The 18,219-nt window shown below is 53.3% G+C and carries 18 protein-coding genes; 5 read left to right on the forward strand and 13 right to left on the reverse strand.

Annotated elements, in window-relative coordinates; genetic code table 11:
- Nucleotides 1-58 precede the first annotated feature (58 nt).
- Both ACK3CJ_RS09695 and ACK3CJ_RS09700 read right to left on the reverse strand, forming a co-directional pair.
- Entirely contained in the window at nt 59-1,549 is a 1,491-nt protein-coding gene (locus ACK3CJ_RS09695) for a sensor histidine kinase (RefSeq protein WP_409526212.1), read from the reverse strand.
- Between the two features lie 10 nt (nt 1,550-1,559).
- Nucleotides 1,560-2,258 carry a response regulator transcription factor gene (locus ACK3CJ_RS09700; protein WP_409526213.1) on the reverse strand — a complete coding sequence of 233 codons (699 nt, stop codon included), beginning with the start codon at nt 2,256-2,258 and terminating at the stop codon, nt 1,560-1,562.
- A gap of 169 nt (nt 2,259-2,427) precedes the next feature.
- Here ACK3CJ_RS09700 and ACK3CJ_RS09705 point away from each other — a divergent pair, with 169 nt between their 5' ends.
- Nucleotides 2,428-2,856, forward strand: a complete 429-nt coding sequence (locus ACK3CJ_RS09705) for a VOC family protein (RefSeq protein WP_409526214.1) — start codon at nt 2,428-2,430, stop codon at nt 2,854-2,856.
- 36 nt (nt 2,857-2,892) lie between these two features.
- Here the strand turns inward: ACK3CJ_RS09705 and ACK3CJ_RS09710 are convergent, their stop codons facing one another.
- Together ACK3CJ_RS09710 and ACK3CJ_RS09715 are read right to left on the reverse strand one after the other, a co-directional pair.
- Nucleotides 2,893-3,759, reverse strand: a complete 867-nt coding sequence (locus tag ACK3CJ_RS09710) for a spore maturation protein (protein ID WP_409526215.1) — start codon at nt 3,757-3,759, stop codon at nt 2,893-2,895.
- A 24-nt stretch (nt 3,760-3,783) separates the two neighbouring features.
- Nucleotides 3,784-4,182, reverse strand: a complete 399-nt coding sequence (locus tag ACK3CJ_RS09715) for a nucleoside recognition domain-containing protein (RefSeq protein ID WP_409526216.1) — start codon at nt 4,180-4,182, stop codon at nt 3,784-3,786.
- A 235-nt stretch (nt 4,183-4,417) separates the two neighbouring features.
- Here ACK3CJ_RS09715 and ACK3CJ_RS09720 point away from each other — a divergent pair, with 235 nt between their 5' ends.
- The 3 genes from ACK3CJ_RS09720 to ACK3CJ_RS09730 all read left to right on the forward strand — a co-directional run bounded on the left by ACK3CJ_RS09720 (nt 4,418) and on the right by ACK3CJ_RS09730 (nt 7,399).
- Entirely contained in the window at nt 4,418-4,897 is a 480-nt protein-coding gene (locus ACK3CJ_RS09720) for a GNAT family N-acetyltransferase (protein ID WP_409526217.1), read from the forward strand.
- Between the two features lie 167 nt (nt 4,898-5,064).
- Nucleotides 5,065-6,438 (forward strand): glutathione-disulfide reductase, encoded by a 1,374-nt coding sequence (gene gor, locus ACK3CJ_RS09725; RefSeq protein WP_409526218.1) that lies wholly within the window; start codon nt 5,065-5,067, stop codon nt 6,436-6,438.
- 154 nt (nt 6,439-6,592) lie between these two features.
- Complete coding sequence (locus ACK3CJ_RS09730; protein ID WP_409526574.1) at nt 6,593-7,399, forward strand: urea transporter; 807 nt, start codon at nt 6,593-6,595, stop codon at nt 7,397-7,399.
- On the opposite strand, the gene ACK3CJ_RS09735 is transcribed toward ACK3CJ_RS09730, so the two are convergent.
- Nucleotides 7,384-8,559: a cation diffusion facilitator family transporter gene (locus ACK3CJ_RS09735; protein WP_409526219.1), complete on the reverse strand. Its 1,176-nt coding sequence runs from the start codon at nt 8,557-8,559 to the stop codon at nt 7,384-7,386. The genes ACK3CJ_RS09730 and ACK3CJ_RS09735 overlap by 16 nt on opposite strands.
- A gap of 537 nt (nt 8,560-9,096) precedes the next feature.
- Between ACK3CJ_RS09735 and ACK3CJ_RS09740 the strand changes: the two genes are divergently transcribed.
- Nucleotides 9,097-9,984, forward strand: coding sequence for a bile acid:sodium symporter family protein (locus ACK3CJ_RS09740; protein WP_409526220.1), 888 nt, complete (start codon nt 9,097-9,099; stop codon nt 9,982-9,984).
- A gap of 34 nt (nt 9,985-10,018) precedes the next feature.
- On the opposite strand, the gene queE is transcribed toward ACK3CJ_RS09740, so the two are convergent.
- The 8 genes from queE to ACK3CJ_RS09780 all read right to left on the reverse strand — a co-directional run bounded on the left by queE (nt 10,019) and on the right by ACK3CJ_RS09780 (nt 18,214).
- Nucleotides 10,019-10,651 (reverse strand): 7-carboxy-7-deazaguanine synthase, encoded by a 633-nt coding sequence (gene queE, locus ACK3CJ_RS09745; protein ID WP_409526221.1) that lies wholly within the window; start codon nt 10,649-10,651, stop codon nt 10,019-10,021.
- A gap of 85 nt (nt 10,652-10,736) precedes the next feature.
- Complete coding sequence (gene rdgC, locus ACK3CJ_RS09750; protein ID WP_409526222.1) at nt 10,737-11,651, reverse strand: recombination-associated protein RdgC; 915 nt, start codon at nt 11,649-11,651, stop codon at nt 10,737-10,739.
- 1 nt (nt 11,652) lies between these two features.
- Nucleotides 11,653-12,195: an adenine phosphoribosyltransferase gene (locus tag ACK3CJ_RS09755; protein WP_409526223.1), complete on the reverse strand. Its 543-nt coding sequence runs from the start codon at nt 12,193-12,195 to the stop codon at nt 11,653-11,655.
- 195 nt (nt 12,196-12,390) lie between these two features.
- Nucleotides 12,391-13,164: a fumarate/nitrate reduction transcriptional regulator Fnr gene (fnr, locus tag ACK3CJ_RS09760; protein WP_409526224.1), complete on the reverse strand. Its 774-nt coding sequence runs from the start codon at nt 13,162-13,164 to the stop codon at nt 12,391-12,393.
- Between the two features lie 179 nt (nt 13,165-13,343).
- The gene (gene hemN, locus ACK3CJ_RS09765; RefSeq protein WP_409526225.1) at nt 13,344-14,735 is read right to left on the reverse strand and encodes an oxygen-independent coproporphyrinogen III oxidase; all 1,392 of its coding nucleotides are present in this window, start codon (nt 14,733-14,735) and stop codon (nt 13,344-13,346) included.
- A gap of 84 nt (nt 14,736-14,819) precedes the next feature.
- Entirely contained in the window at nt 14,820-15,494 is a 675-nt protein-coding gene (locus ACK3CJ_RS09770; protein ID WP_409526226.1) for a sulfite exporter TauE/SafE family protein, read from the reverse strand.
- Nucleotides 15,487-15,720 (reverse strand): cbb3-type cytochrome oxidase assembly protein CcoS, encoded by a 234-nt coding sequence (gene ccoS / locus ACK3CJ_RS09775; RefSeq protein WP_409526227.1) that lies wholly within the window; start codon nt 15,718-15,720, stop codon nt 15,487-15,489. The genes ACK3CJ_RS09770 and ccoS overlap by 8 nt, the downstream gene beginning before the upstream one ends.
- Nucleotide 15,721: 1 nt before the next feature.
- Nucleotides 15,722-18,214 carry a heavy metal translocating P-type ATPase gene (locus ACK3CJ_RS09780; protein ID WP_409526228.1) on the reverse strand — a complete coding sequence of 831 codons (2,493 nt, stop codon included), beginning with the start codon at nt 18,212-18,214 and terminating at the stop codon, nt 15,722-15,724.
- Between the last annotated feature and the right edge of the window lie 5 nt (nt 18,215-18,219).

Consider the following 18,219-nt stretch of genomic DNA (forward strand, 5'->3'; position numbering starts at 1 on the left):
GCCCCGGGTTACTTGGTAAAGGTTCTCAGGGGGCTGTAATTGATTAAGAAAGTATCTATTACAGGTCATCTTTTATGGTGTGGGTATTCGATGTAAAAAGCGGCAACCGAATGACGAAAATGGCACCTTGAACCTTGTCGTTGCTTGCGCTGATGCTGCCCTGTTGCAACATCATGATACGTCTGGCGATGGCGAGCCCGAGTCCTGCATGGCTGGCGCTGCGCCCGGATGTGCCTCTGTGAAAAGCATCGAAGATATAAGGCAGGTCAGATGGGGCGATACCCGACCCGCTGTCATGAACAGTAACCGTCAGCAGTTGCTCCTCCTGCCCGAGTGTCAGTTTGATATTGCCGCCCTCGGGGGTGTGGTCCATGGCGTTTCCGATCAGGTTGTCCAGTACGCGCTCGGTCATGCCAAGGTCGCCATAAGCCATTGGCAATGACAGGTCGCCATTGATGGACAGATTCAGCTTCTTGCCGCTAGCCACGGGTTGGTGTTTCTGGACCACATCATGGATCAGTTCAGGCAGTGAGAAGGGTTCTGCTACCGGCTGTTTTTCACAGGCTTCCAGCGCGGCGAGCTCAAACAGTTCATCGACGAGTCGGCCGAGCCGGCGAGCTTCGTTCAGTGCGATGGTCAGAAAGCGCGCCTGCTCCTCATCACTCAGACTGTGGCGTTTGATCAGCAGGCTTTCAACATAACCCTGCAAGGAGGCCAGTGGTGTGCGCAGATCATGTGACACCTGCGCAATGAGCTGGCGCCGTAATGCGTCTTTTTCCTGCAATTGCTCGAGTTGTAGATTGATGCGCGTCGACATGCGCTCAAAGGTCGAGGCGAGATAGTCAATCTCATCCCCCGCTGTGTTTGAGGTTCTGGGTGAGTCTGACGTGAGCTGGTTCTGGAACTGTTCGACTCCCTGTGCCAGGCGGGTGAGGCGTCGAGTCAGCAGATGAAAAACGGCGAGCCCGGCGAGCATACCAAACCCCAGGCTGATCGCAACGGCCCAGGCACTCATGACAAAGAAGTGCCCCTCTCTGGCCATCAGCTCGGCTGAATCGTACTCTTCCCCACGCAGCACAACATAGAGATAACCTTCGATATTATCGGCAGATGGCACGGGTGTGGCAGAGAACACCTTCTGTCGATCATGGCTGCGAGGATCATCACCCAGCAGGGGGTAGGCCTCATTATCTGACAGCAGCTTGTGGATGGGGTCCATGGCGATGCTGTTGCGTTTTATCTTATCGGGATCGGCAGAGTAGGAGAGTATAGTTCCTTTAATATCAATCAAATATATCTCAATACTCGGGTTAATTGTCATATATAGCGAGAAGAGTTCTTTCAGCTCATCATGATTCAGCTTGCCCTCATCGACCAGATTACGATCGGATACCAGGTTCTGAGCCAGGTTGCGGTTCAACTCCTGATTGACCGATGCCTGATAGCTGCGCAACGCAATCAAGCTGATAGAGGCGTACACCAGCCCCACCGTTATCAGCAGTACGAAAAGACCAAGAGAGAGGCGGGCATACAGGCTGCGTATCATCATGTCTGTTCACTCAATCCCGGAAACGATAGCCGACACCCCAGACTGTCTGAATAAAGTGCGGGTTATTAAGGTCTTTTTCGATCTTGCCGCGTAAACGGTTGATATGGGTATTGACGGTGTGTTCGTAGCCTTCATGATTGTAACCCCACACAGCATCCAGCAGTTGCAGACGGCTGAACACATGGCCCGGATGACTGGCAAAATGCAGCAGCAGGTCGAATTCACGCGCAGTCAGATCAATCTCTGAGTCGGCTATCCATACACGGCGTTTGGCGGGATCGAGTCGCAGCTGATCGAAGGTCAGGATTGTGTTATCTGGCTTTTCTGCCGGTTGTGACAGGGCATCGACACGTCTGAACAGAGCTTTGACCCTGGCAGTCAGCTCGGCCACGCTGAAAGGTTTGGTCAGGTAATCATCTGCACCCATTTCCAGTCCCAGCACACGATCCAGTTCTGAGCTGCGCGCGGTCAACATCAATACGGGCGTGTAACCCGGCAAAGTACGGATCTCTCGGCACACCGACAGGCCATCCATACCCGGCAGCATCAGATCCAGTATCACCAGATCGATTCCACCTTCGCGAAAGCGAGCAAGCCCCGTGTCGCCGCGAGGTTCAACCAGAACAGTACAATCCAGATCTTCAAGATGCATACGCACCAGTTGAGCGATGTCGGGAGTGTCTTCAATAATCAGTACAGTGCGTTTCATCGGGGCCTGTCAAAAGTTCAGCCTGTCCGGCCGTTTTGGCTGGGCAGATGTTGGTCAGGTAATGCTTCATTCCATCATGTCAGATGTATCTCTGGCAAGGATCACGGGTCGGTAAACAGTCTATCACCGAGTTATCACGAATTTGTCACAGACGGGCATGCTACACTGAATGAAAATTCAAAATAGAGACAAGACCATGGCCATGGCAAGAAAGATCTACGTCAACCTTCCAGTCAGTGATCTGGATAAGGCGCAAGCATTTTTTACCGCGCTGGGATTTGGATTCGATCCCAAATTCTCCAACGAAAATGCCGGCTGCATGCGAGTGGATGAGAATATCTTTGTGATGCTGCTGGTGGAGCACTACTTCAAAACCTTTATCAACAAGACAGTCTGTGATGCTCGCCAGTGCACTGAAGTGCTGGTTTGCCTCTCTTGTGAATCACGAGAGGAGGTGGATGAAATGGTTGCAAAGGCCGTAGCTGCCGGCGGCACTGTGCCTCGGGACCCACAGGACTTCGGTTTTATGTATGGACATGCCTTTGAAGATCTGGATGGCCATATCTGGGAGTTGGTTTATATGGATATTGAAACCTGAAGTGCTGTCTTATGTAGACAGTCCTCAGGAACAGACTCACAAAAACAGATAGGAGCAGATCGCGACCGCCGCGATAACGGCAACCACATCGGCAGTCAGAGCGGCTGCCAGGGTGTGACGCATTCTGCGAATCTGCACCGCTCCAAAATAGACCGCCAGCACATAGAAGGTGGTCTCAGTTGAGCCCTGTAGTGTGGTGACCAGATAGCCAACATAGCTGTCTGGCCCGATTGCCGGATCATTGATGACCGAGGCCATGACGCCATAGGCACCGGAACCGGAGAGCGGGCGCAGCAATGCCATTGGCAGTGCCTCGGCAGGAAGACCGAAGCGGGCGGTGATGCCGCCGATCATATTGACCATCACATCCATTGCTCCGCTGGCGCGGAACATCCCGACGGCAACCAGTATCGCTACCAGATAGGGGATGATGCGCAGCGCCACCTGGAACCCCTCCTTGGCACCTTCGACAAATACTTCATAGATGCGCACTCCGCGCAGCGCACCAAACAGCAGAAATCCGACCATCAGTCCCGGCATGATCCAGGGGGATACGGCACGACCATACACGACCATCAGCGGAATCATCGCCACGATGGTCGCTAACGCCAATACCGATACCCAGACCGGATAAGCAGAAGTATCGGAGGTGCGTGCATCGGCATCGTTTTCATTCACCCAGGGGCGCTCTATTTTCATTGCAGCGGGATCAGGTACCACCGGGAAGAAGCGCCGAAACAGCATCGCGGCAGAAATGGCAGCAATGGTGGCGCAGATGGTGGCAAACAGGGTGGTGGGCAGGATTGCAGCCGGATCAGCAGAGCCTGCGGCGGCGCGTATCGCGATCACTCCGGTAGGCAGCAGGGTGACGCTGGAGGTGTTGATCGCCAGAAACAGTGCCATGGAGTTGGTGGCGGTTCCCGGTTGCTAGTTGAGCTTATCCAACTCTTGCATGGCACGGATACCGAAGGGGGTGGCAGCGTTGCCCAATCCCAGGGCATTGGCCGACATGTTCAGGATCATTGCCCCCATAGCGGGGTGATCTGGCGGCACTTCAGGGAACAGTCGGGTCATCAGCGGGCGAATCAGCTTGGCGATGATAGTCAGCAGGCCACCGGCTTCAGCAACCTTCATCAGGCCCAGAAAGAGCGTCATCACCCCGACCAGCCCAATCGCCAGCTCGACGGCACCTCCGGCCGAATCTATCATCCCGGATGACAGGGCTTCCATTGGGGAGGGTTCGCCCTCTACAGGGATATGAAAGAGTTCACGCCAGCCAGCCACCGCTGCAGCAATCAAGACAATGCCCAGAAATATCAAGTTCATAATGCTTAAAGACCCTTTCAATGCGATATGAGTATGAACGCGTCCTGGGCATGCCTGGCATCCTGATATGCCGGCACCGGTGCGTTGGGATGATCATACACCAGGGATGCGCGACACGGCACGGGGTGGCCAGATATTTTATTGTCGCTTTTACGGATTTACCAAAGGCATTAACATGCGTGCATAAGCTTGAAAACCATATAATTGCCATCCAATCCGTCTGGAGAAAATGACGATGCAACAGGCTCACACTTACCGAATTGAAAAAATTGATCCAACCCTGCCAGAGGTGGCGAGGTTGATAGCCTTGTCGGATGCCTATCTGGCCGAACTCTACCCGGCTGAAAGCAACCATCTGGCCAGTATTGAGGATCTGCAGAAACCCAATGCCGCCCTTTATGGATGCTATATAGGTGATGAACTGGTCGGGTGTGGTGCGGTCAGAGTGATGAGTGATGATGGCCATTATGGCGAGGTGAAGCGCCTGTTTGTGGATGAGCGTCAGCGTGGTAAAGGTTTGTCATCGGCGATTCTGCAAAGGCTCGAGTCTCATCTGCAGGAGCAGAGTGTTGTGTTGGCACGACTTGAGGTAGGGATCAGTCAGCCAGAAGCGCTGGGGTTGTATGAGCGCTATGGTTATCAAACCAGACCGCCTTTTGGTCACTATCGCGAAGACCCTTACAGTATCTTCATGCAGAAGCAGTTAGTTGATTGAGCTGCACCCTATGAATAATAGCCAGACCTATAGCGCCTGTTAATGGAGCTGGTAGCGTTTATGAATTGGTGTTTGCTTCCACCTCTGTATAAGGTAGGCCTGATCTAATTCCTATCTTGTTATAGATAGCTTTTGTTAATCGCAGTTTTGCCAATCAGGAGTCAATAGTGAGCCAGGAGAATCAGGTAAGTCAGTACGACTATGATCTGTTTGTCATAGGGGCAGGTTCGGGCGGCGTCAGGGCAGCGCGCATGGCAGCCGGTATGGGTGTGCGAGTTGCAGTGGCAGAGGAGCGCTACCTCGGCGGTACCTGTGTGAATGTCGGCTGCGTTCCCAAGAAACTCTATGTGTATGCCTCTCATTATGCTGAAACCTTTCATGAAGCAGCGGGCTTTGGTCTCAATGCCAGCGGCGTGACGTTTGACTGGCCGACTCTGCGTGACAATAAGACAGCCGAGATCACCCGGTTAAACGGCATCTATCGCAACCTGCTGATTAACAGCGGTTGTGAGCTGATCGAAGCGCGGGCCACAGTAACAGGTCCGAATGAGGTCAGTGTTGATGGGCGACGTATTACAGCTGAACGGATCCTGATTGCAACCGGTGGTTGGCCGCATGTGCCGGATATTCCGGGTCGGGAGCATGTCATCAGCTCCAATGAAGTGTTCGATCTGGAGACCTTTCCCCGTCGTGTCATAGTTCTTGGCGGGGGTTATATCGCGGTTGAGTTTGCCGGTATCTTTGCCGGACTCGGTGCCAGAACCGATCTGGTTTATCGAGGCGATCTGTTCCTGCGTGGCTTTGATCAGGAGGTGCGGGAGTTCACCGCACAGGAGGTGGCGAAGAAGGGCGTGAAGCTGCGCTTCAACACCAATATCCGCTCGATTACGAAGGCCGACGATGGCGTATTGATTGCGGAGTTTGAAGATGGCTCCACGCAGGAAGCCGACCAGATCATGTATGCAACCGGGCGGGTACCCAATACAGCTGGGCTTGGTCTTGAGGAGGTTGGTGTTGCCACTGACAAGTCGGGCGCTGTTGTTGTGTCGGATCAGTTCCAGACTTCAATCCCCTCCATCTATGCAATCGGTGATGTGATTGATCGTGTACAGCTGACGCCGGTTGCGCTGGCCGAAGGCATGGCGCTTGTCCAGGCACTTTATGGCAAGGGCGAGAAGACAGTTGATTATGACCTGATCCCGACCGCAGTTTTCTGCCAGCCAAATATCGGTACGGTGGGGCTGACGGAAGAGCAGGCGCGTGAGCGTTTCACTAAGGTGGACGTGTATCGCTCCGAATTCCGTGCCATGAAGCATACCCTCAGTGGTTCGCAGGAACGCACACTGATGAAGATGCTGGTGGATCAGGAAACTGATCGCGTGCTGGGAGTGCATATGGTCGGGGCTGAAGCCGGCGAGATTATTCAGGGCATTGCCGTGGCACTCAAGGCGGGTGCAACCAAAGCGGTATTTGACAGCACTATCGGTATTCATCCGACGGCGGCTGAGGAGTTTGTGACAATGAGGGAGCCGGTTCGATAAGCATCGACATCAATAATAGACTCACTGTTTAAAGCGTTTCGCTCCAGCGCACAATCCAGTTGCTCAGGCTGCACACTTCTGATCTAATGCGGTTTCAAACTGACTTAATAGTCAGCTTTTTAACCCCATCTGTAGGTATCAGTCTGTGAGCTGGATGCGTGCAACGCTGGCGGGTATCAGCCAGATATTTTTTCTGAGTAATCCCTGGAGCGGTCTGGCATTTCTGCTGGCTGTTCTCTGGGCGTCTCCAGTGATGGTGATAGGGATGTTGCTTGGCGTCAGCAGCGCCAATCTGACTGCCAGACTGGCAGGGTTTTCAATCTCAGATATCGAGCAGGGTTTGTTTGGCTACAATGCAGGCCTGGTCGGTTTGTTGCTGGGTCTGTGTTATGAGCCGAGTCTGCTGTTGGCGCTCGGCATTGTGTCAGGAGCAATTGCCTGCACGTTACTGTTTCAAGGGCTCAGATCCGTTTGGGCTATTCCGCTGTTCACAGCTCCTTTCAATCTGCTCATGCTGCCCTGGCTCTTTCTGACTCAGACCACTCCATTGGATCTGCCGGTCGACCCGATTCCATTGCTGTCTGGTGTCAGTCAGGTGTTGTTTGTATCGGATCCGATATCGGCAGTTGTGGTAACGCTGGTTTTACTTTTGCAGGGTGTTCCGTTTCTATTGTGGGCGCTAGGTGGCAGTCTTGTCGGCATCGTGGCGGGTATTCTGTTCGGCCTGGATCCAGGCTCTCTGACGTTTGGTATAGCTGGGTTCAATCCGGTACTGGCTGCGATTGCGCTATATCACCATCAACTGAGCTGGCGATGGATACTGGCTGGGATGCTGCTAGCGGCAACAGCTGGAGCAGGGTTGATGGCGGCTGGTCTGCCTGCACTAACTGCGCCTTTCGTTATCAGTTGTTGGCTGATTCTGTTACTGGAGCGGCGTCGCCGGACTCACTTGGCTGGCTGAGGAGCCAGCCAGATATTGATCTGACGGAACCAGTTCAGGCCTTTCAGCTCTTCAGCGAGTTGTGCTTCCAGCGCATGTGCTTCGATACCCGTGTTGCTCAGTAACTGATGGATATCGCTGCTGAACTTGATGTCCAGATCGATGCAGCGTGGCTCGTAGTAGATGATCAACTCATAATCCGCTGTATCCCCCAGAATACGACTGATCGATGCGTCAAGATGCTGCTGTATCTCGGATCGTGGCGGCATTATCGGGCAGATCTCTTCAGACATGTCGTGATCATCATAGGTGTCGATGTGGTAGATGATATGACCGATATCATCGAACCGGTCCCGTAACAGGCAGGTGACCGAGTCACCAATAAAATGCCCCTCTGCAGAACTCAGGTGAGGACCAACCTGAAGATGCATCTCCAGCAGGCTCTGGCTGCCCATTGAGCGGCTTTTGAAGCTGTGAACACTTATCACCCCATCAACTGAAAGGGCTGCTTCACGGAGTTTTTTGACCCGTTCTGCCGGTAGCGCCGTATCAACCAGTTCGGAAATGCTTTTGGCAACCAGATCCCAGCCGATCTTGCCGACCAGCAGCGCAACGAGTACTGCCGCGAGAGCATCCAGCCACCAGACGCCCGTCATGGCTCCGGCTATGGCAACGAAGACAACAATGGAGGATAACGAGTCCGTGCGATGGTGCCAGGCGTTAGCGATGATCAGGTTCGAGTTCAGTGCTTTTCCGACCCGGTGGGTGTAGTGATAAAGGATCTCTTTCGACAATATGGAGACGCCCGCTACGATTAGCGCGGGCCAGGCTGGCAGGGGTGGAACTTCTGAACCAAACAGCAGCTTGAGGCTTTCATAGGCCATCAAGGCCCCGACCAGCATGAGAATACCGCCAAGCACAACGGTGCCGACGGTTTCAAAGCGTGCATGCCCCCAGGGATGGTTGGCATCTGGTTTTTCATGCGAGAACTTGAGAAGAAACACGACCATGAAGTCGGTCAAAACATCCGACAGCGAGTGCAAGCCGTCGGCAATCAATGCGGCTGAGTTGGCCAGTATACCCACGATAATCTTGGCGGCGCTCAACAGGCTGTCGACCAACGCGCCAATCAGAGTGATGCGCTGTCCTGCCCTGCGTCGTTGATCCAGCTCTTCCTGCATTGTCAGTTCCGATACCTCATTTTCAGCTTCGGTATACTAACTGCCTTAGTCGCCTTAGACCAGTGTTGTGAGTGCTCATTGTTACTCTTCAGAGTTTTTCTTCAGAATCAAGATTATGACAGATGTGTGAAAAGGGTTGTGTGTAACCTTGACTCCGTGCTAGATGCTGAGAAGAAACTGCAGGGGTGTTTTAGTTTCTTGTTTCGCTTTCGCATCTGCAAATAATTGCATATATTAACTAATAACTTATTGATTCATATGATGTAAAATATCTGTACATTTTTTGATCAATCTGTAGGGAGGCATGAAGACGTGGGAGCAAGGCGGGGTTTTAAAACGTCTACACACAATGTTATCCACAGAGAATGTGGGTAGGCTTTCCAAGCCCACGAGGCATAGGGGTTTTGTCCTGAGTGGATAAAGTTCTGCTCTGTCGCTTTCTAAGCCTAGCCTATAAATGCTGCAGTTGCGTTAAGATTGTGTGAACTCATCCCCGTCGATATGATGACGCCTTGTGATTCAGCGAGAGATAAAAAAATGCAGGCTTCGATCATTTCTCAGATATTTTTGCCCACAGCATTGGCGATCATCATGCTGGCTGTGGGTCTCTCGCTGAGTATGAGGGATTTTGCACAGGTTCTCAGAGAGCCCAGAACCTTGTTGCTGGGTATCGGTGCTCAGATGTTGCTGTTGCCTGTGCTGGGTTTAATCGTGGTGACATTGTTTCAACTGCCCCCTGCATTGGCTGTGGGTATCATGATTCTCACCTTTGCCCCCGGTGGTGCAACATCCAATGCGATCACACTGCTCGCGCGCGGAGATGCGGCGCTTTCTGTTTCACTCACAGCGCTGGTGACCCTGCTGACACCTTTCACTATACCTTTGTTGACTGCATTGGCTTTGCAGCACTGGTTTCAAACAACGGCCGTGATTGATTTTCCGATTATCGAATCGATCATGAAAATGGTGGTGATTACACTGCTACCGGTGCTGGTGGGAGTCGGATTCAGTGCGCGCTTTCCTCTTCTGGCGGCACGTGTCAGAGTGCCTTTCAGGCGTTTTTCACTCTGCCTGTTGTTGCTGATGGTGGTGTTGCTGGTGCGCGGCAACTGGCATCTACTGCCTGCCTTGCTGGTCCAGTTGGCGCCCGCAGTGTTTTGTCTGGTATTTGCGGCCATGTTGCTGGGATTTTTGCTGTCGAAGATGGCTGGGCTGAATGATCCACAGCGGATATCAATCATGGTTGAAGTGGGGTTGCAGAATGCTGGTACTGCGCTGCTGGTGACCAGCACGATTCTACAGAATGCTGAAATGTCAGCGAGTGCTCTGGTTTATGGGGTGTTGATGCAGATTCCTGCATTCGCACTTATCGGCTGGCGTAATCGTCGAACCCTGCTGCAGTTTCGACGCAGTCGGACTGCTTGATCCTGACCAGGGGCTGGTGGCGTTTCGGCTCAGCCTAGTCGATACCGATGATCTTGTGTGTCTGCAGGCTTAATTTCCACTGCGGGTGATCCATGCAGTAGCGGATGCAGGCGGCTGTGTTGGCTGCCTGCTCCGGGCTATCGAGTGGTTGCAGGTAAAAGTGCTCAAAATCGAGTGACTGAAACTGTTCGGGGCGGTTTTCGCGTTGCGGATAGACCAGTTTCAGCTCATGACCTTGTGTAATCAGCAGCTCTGCATCAGCTTTGGGGCTGACACAGATCCAGTCAATGCCGGCTGGCAAGGGACGGGTACCATTTGTTTCAATCGCTATTTCGAACCCTTTCTGGTGCAGTGCCTCAACCAGCTCGCCATCCAGCTGCAGTGCAGGCTCTCCTCCGGTACAGACGACATAGGGCTGGCCTTTTTCGCCTGCTGGCCAGAAGCTGCGAATACGACTGGCCAGCGCCTCGGCTGTTTCAAACTTACCGCCGTTCTGGCCATCAGTGCCGATAAAGTCTGTATCACAGAACTTGCACACGGAACTCTCCCTGTCCTGTTCACGACCTGACCAGAGATTACATCCGGTAAAGCGACAAAAAACTGCTGCTCGACCGCTTTGAGCGCCTTCACCTTGCAGGGTGTAGAACATCTCTTTGACACTGTACATGTAAACTCCGGATCAGGTTAAAACAGTAAAGGCTATTCGTAAGGGCCATTCAGTAAAGGCTATTCAGTCAAAGTATGACGCCGCCTTATCGGACGGGTTCCCCGCCGAAGGCTTCCACCAGCGCCGGCACAAAGCGGCTGAACTCTAGCCCCATCTGCGTCAATTGGGCATCAAAATAGGCCAGCTCATCTTCAGGGCTGTCATTGTCCATCTGCTCGCGGAACTGGTCGGTGAGCTTCAGGCGATGCAGGCTCATATCGGCATGCAACACCAGACGAATCTGCTCCTCCCAGTTAAACGCCAGCCGCGTGATCTGCATGCCATTGTCCAGGTGGGCGCGGATCTCATCGCTGAACAGGTCCTGTCCCTTGACGCGAATAACGCCTCCCTCTGCGCTGAGATCACGCAGCTCGCTCTCATCTTCAACCTCAATAACGGAGGGAATAGGGCGTTTGTCCTGCAGCCATTCGGTCATGACGCTGCTGGGGGCCTGGTTGACCTCCAATGGTCTTACAATCAGCGATCCCAACGCTTCACGCAGGGCACTGAGCAGGTCTTCGGCACGTTTGAAGCTGCCGACATCGACCAGAATCCAGCCTTGCTGAGGCATCAGCAGGGCGCGGGTACGATGACGTCGTGTGAAGGCGCGTGGCAGAAGCTCAAGCGTGATGTCGTCTTTCATCTGCTGGCGTTCCTTGCGGTACACCTTGCGTGCTTCGTTCTCTTCGATGACACGGATACGCTCATCCATTTCGTCACGGATCACGCTGGTGGGCAGAATTTTCTCCTCAACCAGATAGCTGATCAGGATATAGCCATTGCTGCTGAATACTGGTGACTCAGACAGAGGGCCAGTCGGTGAGGTCCAGCCGCTGCGACTGACTTCATGGCGGCCACAGGGTACAAAGGGTTTTTCCAGCAGTACTCTTTCGAGATGCTCTTCCGTGAAGTCTTCAGCGGGTTCGAAGCGATAGCAGATAGCGTTTTTAAACCAATTCATTTCAGTGTCCGGCGTAGGCAAGCAAAGAGTAGACAGGAATTCCACTTTCCTGGATGCGGGCGGATCCCTGCAGATCCGGCAGGTCGATCAGTGCGGCCACTTCTGTGACATCTGCACCCAACTGATTGATCAGGCTACAGCTGGCCAGCAGGGTACCGCCTGTGGCGATCAGATCATCAAGCAGCAGTACGCGATCTCCAGCCGCAACAGCATCTGTTTGAACCTCAACAGCAGCAGTGCCATATTCCAGTTTATATTCCTGGCTGATGGTGTCGCCCGGCAGTTTGCCTTTCTTGCGTACCAGAATCAGCGGTAGATTGAGCTGATAGGCAATTACCGATCCCAGCAGAAAGCCGCGTGCATCTATTCCTGCAATATGGGTGATATCACTGCCGATATAGCGCTGAATGAAGGCATCACATACCATGCGCATCGCTTTCGGGTCTTTGAAAACCGGTGTTACATCCCTGAACATAACGCCGGGTTCGGGCCAGTCAGGCAGGGATCGGATCACCGATTTTATGTAATATTCGTCAAAAGACATCAGAAACTCCTCAATAGGATGCAAACTTGATACAGCTCAATGTTTTCGGGTATCAGGCGGTGTTTAATAGGCTCGTTGGGTTACACAATGAACTGATGACGTCATTGTGGGACATTCGGGCGCCTCAGATGAAAATCTGAGGCGTTTTTTTTGGTTTGAGACACGGTTATTCTCGGCAGGTAGTAAACATCTGTATCAGTTACGCTTTTGTTGAAGGGCGGAAGGGTCGTCCACGGAGCATTCGCCAGACAGCTCATAGATCTCTTCAAGATCCATCAGTTTGATCTCTTTGCCATCCACCTGAATCAGGTTCTGGTTTTGAAAACGGGTGAAGATACGGCTGATAGTTTCAACGGCCAAACCCAGGTAGTTACCGATCTCATTTCGTGACATGGACAAACGGAAAGACATGGCAGAGTAGCGCCGCTCCTGAAAACGCTGCGACAGTTTGATCAGGAAGGTGGCGACGCGTTGCTCGGCATTTTTCTTCGACAGCAGCAACATCATCTGTTGCTCGTCGCGGATCTCTTTGCTCATGGTGCGTACAATCTGGCGACGCAGCTCAGGGAGTTGTCCAGACAGGTCATCAAGGCGTTCAAACGGAATTTCGCAGACGGTGGTGGTTTCCAGAATCTTGACCGAGACCGGATAGTGGTTGGCATCATAGCCACTGAGGCCAACCAGCTCACCTGGCAGATAGAAACCGGTGATCTGTTCTTCACCATCATTGGTGATGGTGTAGCTTTTGACGGAGCCAGCACGGATGGCGTAAATGCTGCCAAAAGGGTCGCCCTGTCTGAACAGGTGCTCACCTTTTTTCAATGGTCGGCTCTTGTCGATGATATTGTCCAGCCGCTCCATCTCGGTCATGTTGAGCGAAACAGGGAGGCACAGACTGCTCAGACTGCAGGTGTTGCAGTGTGATGGCTTGATGCTGTGAAGCTTACCTGATGCTGCTTTATCATCCATCCGATTTATCATCCATCCAAGTCCTGCAGTGTCTGTGACGGTCATGCCCGATCTATTCAAAGGACATTATGTATCATTTAGCGCCCGGGGTGAAGTTCAGCAGACGCTTATAGACTAACTGTTATAACAGTAGTCATGACAACTATTATAGCAACAGACCGTCATTAGTCAGGTTTGGATCAGATGATGCGTGAATAGCCTCGGGTAGGTTGCAGTTTGGGAATGTAGGCATCGAATGCCATGCAGACACGTCTGATCAAGAGACGTCCAGCTGGTGTGACATGAATGATGCCAGCATCAAGATGAACCAGACCGTCCTGTTCAAACTGTCGCAGCTCCTGCATCTCAGCGGCAAAGTAGCTGTCGAAATCAAGTTTGAAATGCGATGCGATCGCTTGGGTATCGAGTCTGAAATGGCAGATCAGTTGCTCTATTACAGCGGCACGGATCAGGTCATCGCGACTGAGTGTAATGCCGCGGCGCACGGCATTCTGCTTCTCTTCGATTGCCTGGGTATAGAGACCGAGGTCGTGTTCATTCTGATAGTAAACGTTGCCGATCTTGCTGATGGATGACACGCCCATCGCTACCAGATCGCAGTCTGCATGGGTCGTATAACCCTGAAAATTACGATGCAGCTGACCATTGAGCTGAGCCTGTGCCAGAGAGTCATCGGGTTTGGCGAAGTGGTCCATGCCGATATAGCGATAACCCGCTTCCATCAACTTGCTGATTGTATTTTGCAGGATAATCAGCTTGGCTTCCGCGCTGGGCAAGTGTTCGCTCTGTATATGGCGCTGCGAACGAAAACGCTCGGGCATATGAGCATAGTTGAACACTGACAGGCGATCCGGGCTCATCTCAATCACTTTATCCAGGGTGCGATCAAAGCTGTCTGGTGTTTGATGGGGCAGGCCGTAGATCAAGTCCATATTCAGCGAAGTGAATCCCAGTTCGCGTGCCTGTTCCAGCACCGCGAGGGTCTGTTCGATCGGCTGTACACGATTCACGGCCTCCTGAACCTCGTGCTCCAGATCCTGTACGCCGAGGCTGATGCGATTGAAACCGGTTTCGCGCAGAACCTCCATGGTTGAGCGGCTGGCTTCACGCGGGTCAATCTCGATGGAGTAGTCGCCCTGATCATCATCACGCAGATTGAAGTACTGACGCAGATTGCCCATCAACTCATGCATCTGCTCATCGCTGATGAAGGTGGGGGTACCGCCGCCCCAATGCAGCTGATTGACCTGACGATCCTTGCCATACCAGTCAGACAGGGTTTTCATTTCACGATAGACACTGTCCAGATAAGGCTGGGCACGATCTCGATTGCGTGTGATCACCTTGTTGCAGGCGCAGTAATAACAGACATGAGCGCAGAAGGGGATGTGTACATACAGAGACAGAGGGGCCTGGCTGTCGGTACTTGCCCGGGCTGCAGCGATCAGTTGTTCCGGTGTGCTTTCACCCTGAAACTGCAGGGCTGTGGGGTAGGAGGTGTAGCGTGGACCCGACAGGTCGTAGCGGCTGATCAGATCGAGGTTCCACTCGATGGAGTTATGTTGGTTCACGCTGTAACGTCCCCCTGAGGTGCGGTATCCGGATTTAATCAGATGGAGTATAGATAAGTTTGCAGGGAGAAGTGTTGATGACTATCAATGAAAGGTGTGAAAAAAGCCCATCAGAGGCAGAGTATAGATGCCGAAAGCGATCAGCAGTAATCCCGCCACTCGCCGAGTCCAGCGCTTCTGCATAAACTGTCGGATCTGCTGGGCGAGCAGGCCTGTCGCCAGCATTGCAGGTAGTGTGCCGAGTCCGAATCCCAGCATCAGCAGACCGCTCTGCTGCCAGCTGCCAGCCGCGGATGCCCAGAGCAGGGTGCTGTAGACGAGACCGCAGGGGAGCCAGCCCCAGGCCATGCCCAGCAGGAGTGATTGAGGTAGGGTCTTGACGGGCATCAGGCGGCTGGCCAGTGGTTGAATATGGCGCCACAGATGGCCACCGAGTTTTTCAAGACGAATCAGGCCAGTCCACCACTGACTGACATACAGGCCCATGGCGATCAGCAGTAGTCCGGCAAAGGTACGAAGTATCAGGCCGGGAGTGCCAGTAGCGACAGTGGAGCCGATCAGTCCAAGCAGGGCACCGGCCAGCATGTAGCTGCTGATACGGCCGATATTATAGCCGGCCAGCAGTAAAATAGGACGAGTGCCATCGCTACGGGTGTTGATGGCGACGGCTGCGGCAATGCCACCGCACATGCCGATGCAGTGCGTACTACCCAGCAGCCCGATGATGAAAGCGGTGGATATGACCAGCGGATCAGTCATTTTTCCGGTCTTGGTCGGTGTGGCTGTCTTCCTCGGGTGGTGCGGTCTTTTCAGCTTTGATTCGAGACTCTTCGGGAATCATATCGCCATCATCATCGAAAAGTATGCTGTGAGCAGGAGAGTCCAGATCATCAAACTGACCATTATTGACGCTCCAGAAAAATGCCCACATGGCACCTCCGGCAAGTATGATCCCTAATGGAATCAAAAGTAGCATGCTGTTCATTTCATATCTCCTGGCCGGCGGTCTGCGTTGGCTGAATCAGATCAGCGTTGGTTCGACGACGCTCACGCATGCTCAGTCGTAAAGCGTTACACACCACTACAATTGAGCTGGCAGTCATGCCCAGTGCGGCAATGTAAGGTGGAATCAGGCCCATGGCGGCGGCGGGCAGTGCCAGCAGGTTGTAAGCCAGCGACAACCCAAGGTTCTGGCGAATGATCTGGCGTGTCTTGCGTGACAGTTGTATGCCATCGGCCAGAGTCTGCAACTGATTGTTGATCAGAACAGCATCTGCATTGGTTTTGGCCAGATCAGTTGCTGCGCCCATGGAGATTGATGTTTGTGCACCCGCCATGACGGGGATGTCATTGATGCCGTCGCCGACCATCACGACATTAGCACCAGTCTCCTGAAGAGCTGAGATCCTTGCCAGCTTATCTTCAGGCGATACACCACTGTAAACCGTTTCGATACCCACTGATTCGGCCACTCGCAGGGCTGCAGGTGAGCTGTCACCGGTCAGCATCTCTATCTCCAGACCCATCGCCTTGAGCTGACTGATGACAGTTTGGCTTTCACGGCGCACCTGGTCATCCAATGCGAACCAGCCCAATGCACGATCAGAATCACACAGTAATAACCAGTGACGGGTGCTGTCAGGAAGAGGCTGTGGGCTGGACATGCACAGTACGCTGCTGTATTCAGGTTTGCCGATACGGTAACAGTCCCCATCCACCCAGCCTTCGACACCTTTACCGATACTGATGTTTATCCGCTCTGCACTCTGTTCAAACCAGGGCGTAAAAGCACGCGCTACGGGGTGTTCAGATTGGCTCTCCAGAGCTGCAGCAATCCGCAGCATCTGAGAGGGTGATACGGATGTCAGGGCCTGAGTATCTTGAAGAACCAGCCGACCTTCGGTGAGAGTGCCGGTTTTATCAAATACTATGTGGGTGGCCTTGGATAAGCTCTCCAGGACATGCCCGCGAGTGATCAGAAGGCCGCGCTGGCGCAGGGTGCCGGTTGCTGTGGTCAGTGCTGTGGGTGTAGCCAGTGACAGAGCACAAGGACAGGTCACGACAAGCACCGACAGAGTGATCCAGAAGGCGCTGGATGGCTCAATAAAGTGCCACACCGTATAGACAATCGCGGCTGTCACCAGCACAGCGCTGACAAAATAGCTGGCAACTCTATCGGCCAGACGAGCCATATAGGGTTTTTCACTCTGGGCGCGATCAAGCAGCCTGACGATGGTAGACAGGCGGCTGTTCTCGCCCACCTGTGTCACCTGCAACTCTATCGGGTTTTCGACATTGATGGTGCCGCCCACAACTGCTGAACCAGCCTGTTTGGTGATTGGCAAATACTCTCCCGTCAGTGCAGACTCATCAACAGATGTATGGCCGCTCAACAGTACGCCATCAGCGGGTATCGTATGTCCAGGGCGGACACGGATATGATCACCCGGTTGCAGTTCGGACGCAGGGATCAGCTCTTCAGTGCCATCATCGCGTAAGCGGTTGGCGCTGCTTGGGATCAGATTGAGCAGGGCGTTGCCGGCTGCTCCGGTGCGCTGGCGGGCACGCATCTCCAGATAACGTCCGATCAGCAGGAAGAAGGTGAACATGGTGACTGAGTCGAAGTAGACATCGCCAGTATGTGTCAGCGTTGCCCAGACGCTGGAAACATAAGCCAACCCGATAGCCAGAGCTACCGGCACATCCATTGTCAGATGGCCGATGCGAAGATCTCTTATAGCATTGGCGAAGAAAGGGAAGGCTGAATAGATAAGCACTGGTGTGGCGATCAGCATGCTGGCCCAGCGCAGCATCAACATGTGTGGCTCATCCATGCCGCCCTGGATATAGCCGGCAAACAGCGCCGCCGACATCATCATCTCCTGCATCATGCCGATTCCGGCAACACCCATGCGAGTCAGAGCCTTGCGGTTCTCTTTCTGCAGGCGCTGTTCTTCACGGTCGGGGTGATACGGATGTGCTTGATAGCCGATGCGAATAATCTCTTTGAGGATGCTGCTGAGCTTAACCTCGGCAGATCTCCAGCTAAGGCGTGCGCGATGGCTGGATAGGTTGACCTTGACATCGCTGATGCCAGGCTGGCGCGCCAGGTGCTGTTCGATCAACCAGACGCAGGCCGCACAACTGATACCCTCAATGACGAGCATCGCCTCAAGGGTGTCGTCCTGGGCTTGTCGGACAAAGGTTTTTTGTACTTCGGGGCGGTCATAAAGGGCCAGCTCTGCGCTGAGCTCATCAAGTCGTTCGGCGTCAATCACTTCTGGTGACAGGTCGTTTCCACGATGCTGATAGAAGTTATCCAGGCCACCATCGACGATGGTCTGTGCCACTGCCTGACAGCCAGGGCAGCACATCCGCTGTGCTTCACCTTTAATTTCGGTGTAGAAGTGACTGTTCGGCGGAATGGGAAGCCCGCAGTGATAACAACCTGTGACAGGGCTTCCATGTGCTGCATTCATATAGC

Origin of the sequence: Nitrincola salilacus (genome assembly GCF_046271865.1) — a bacterium.
In the GTDB taxonomy this organism is placed as follows: Bacteria; Pseudomonadota; Gammaproteobacteria; order Pseudomonadales; family Balneatricaceae; genus Nitrincola; species Nitrincola salilacus.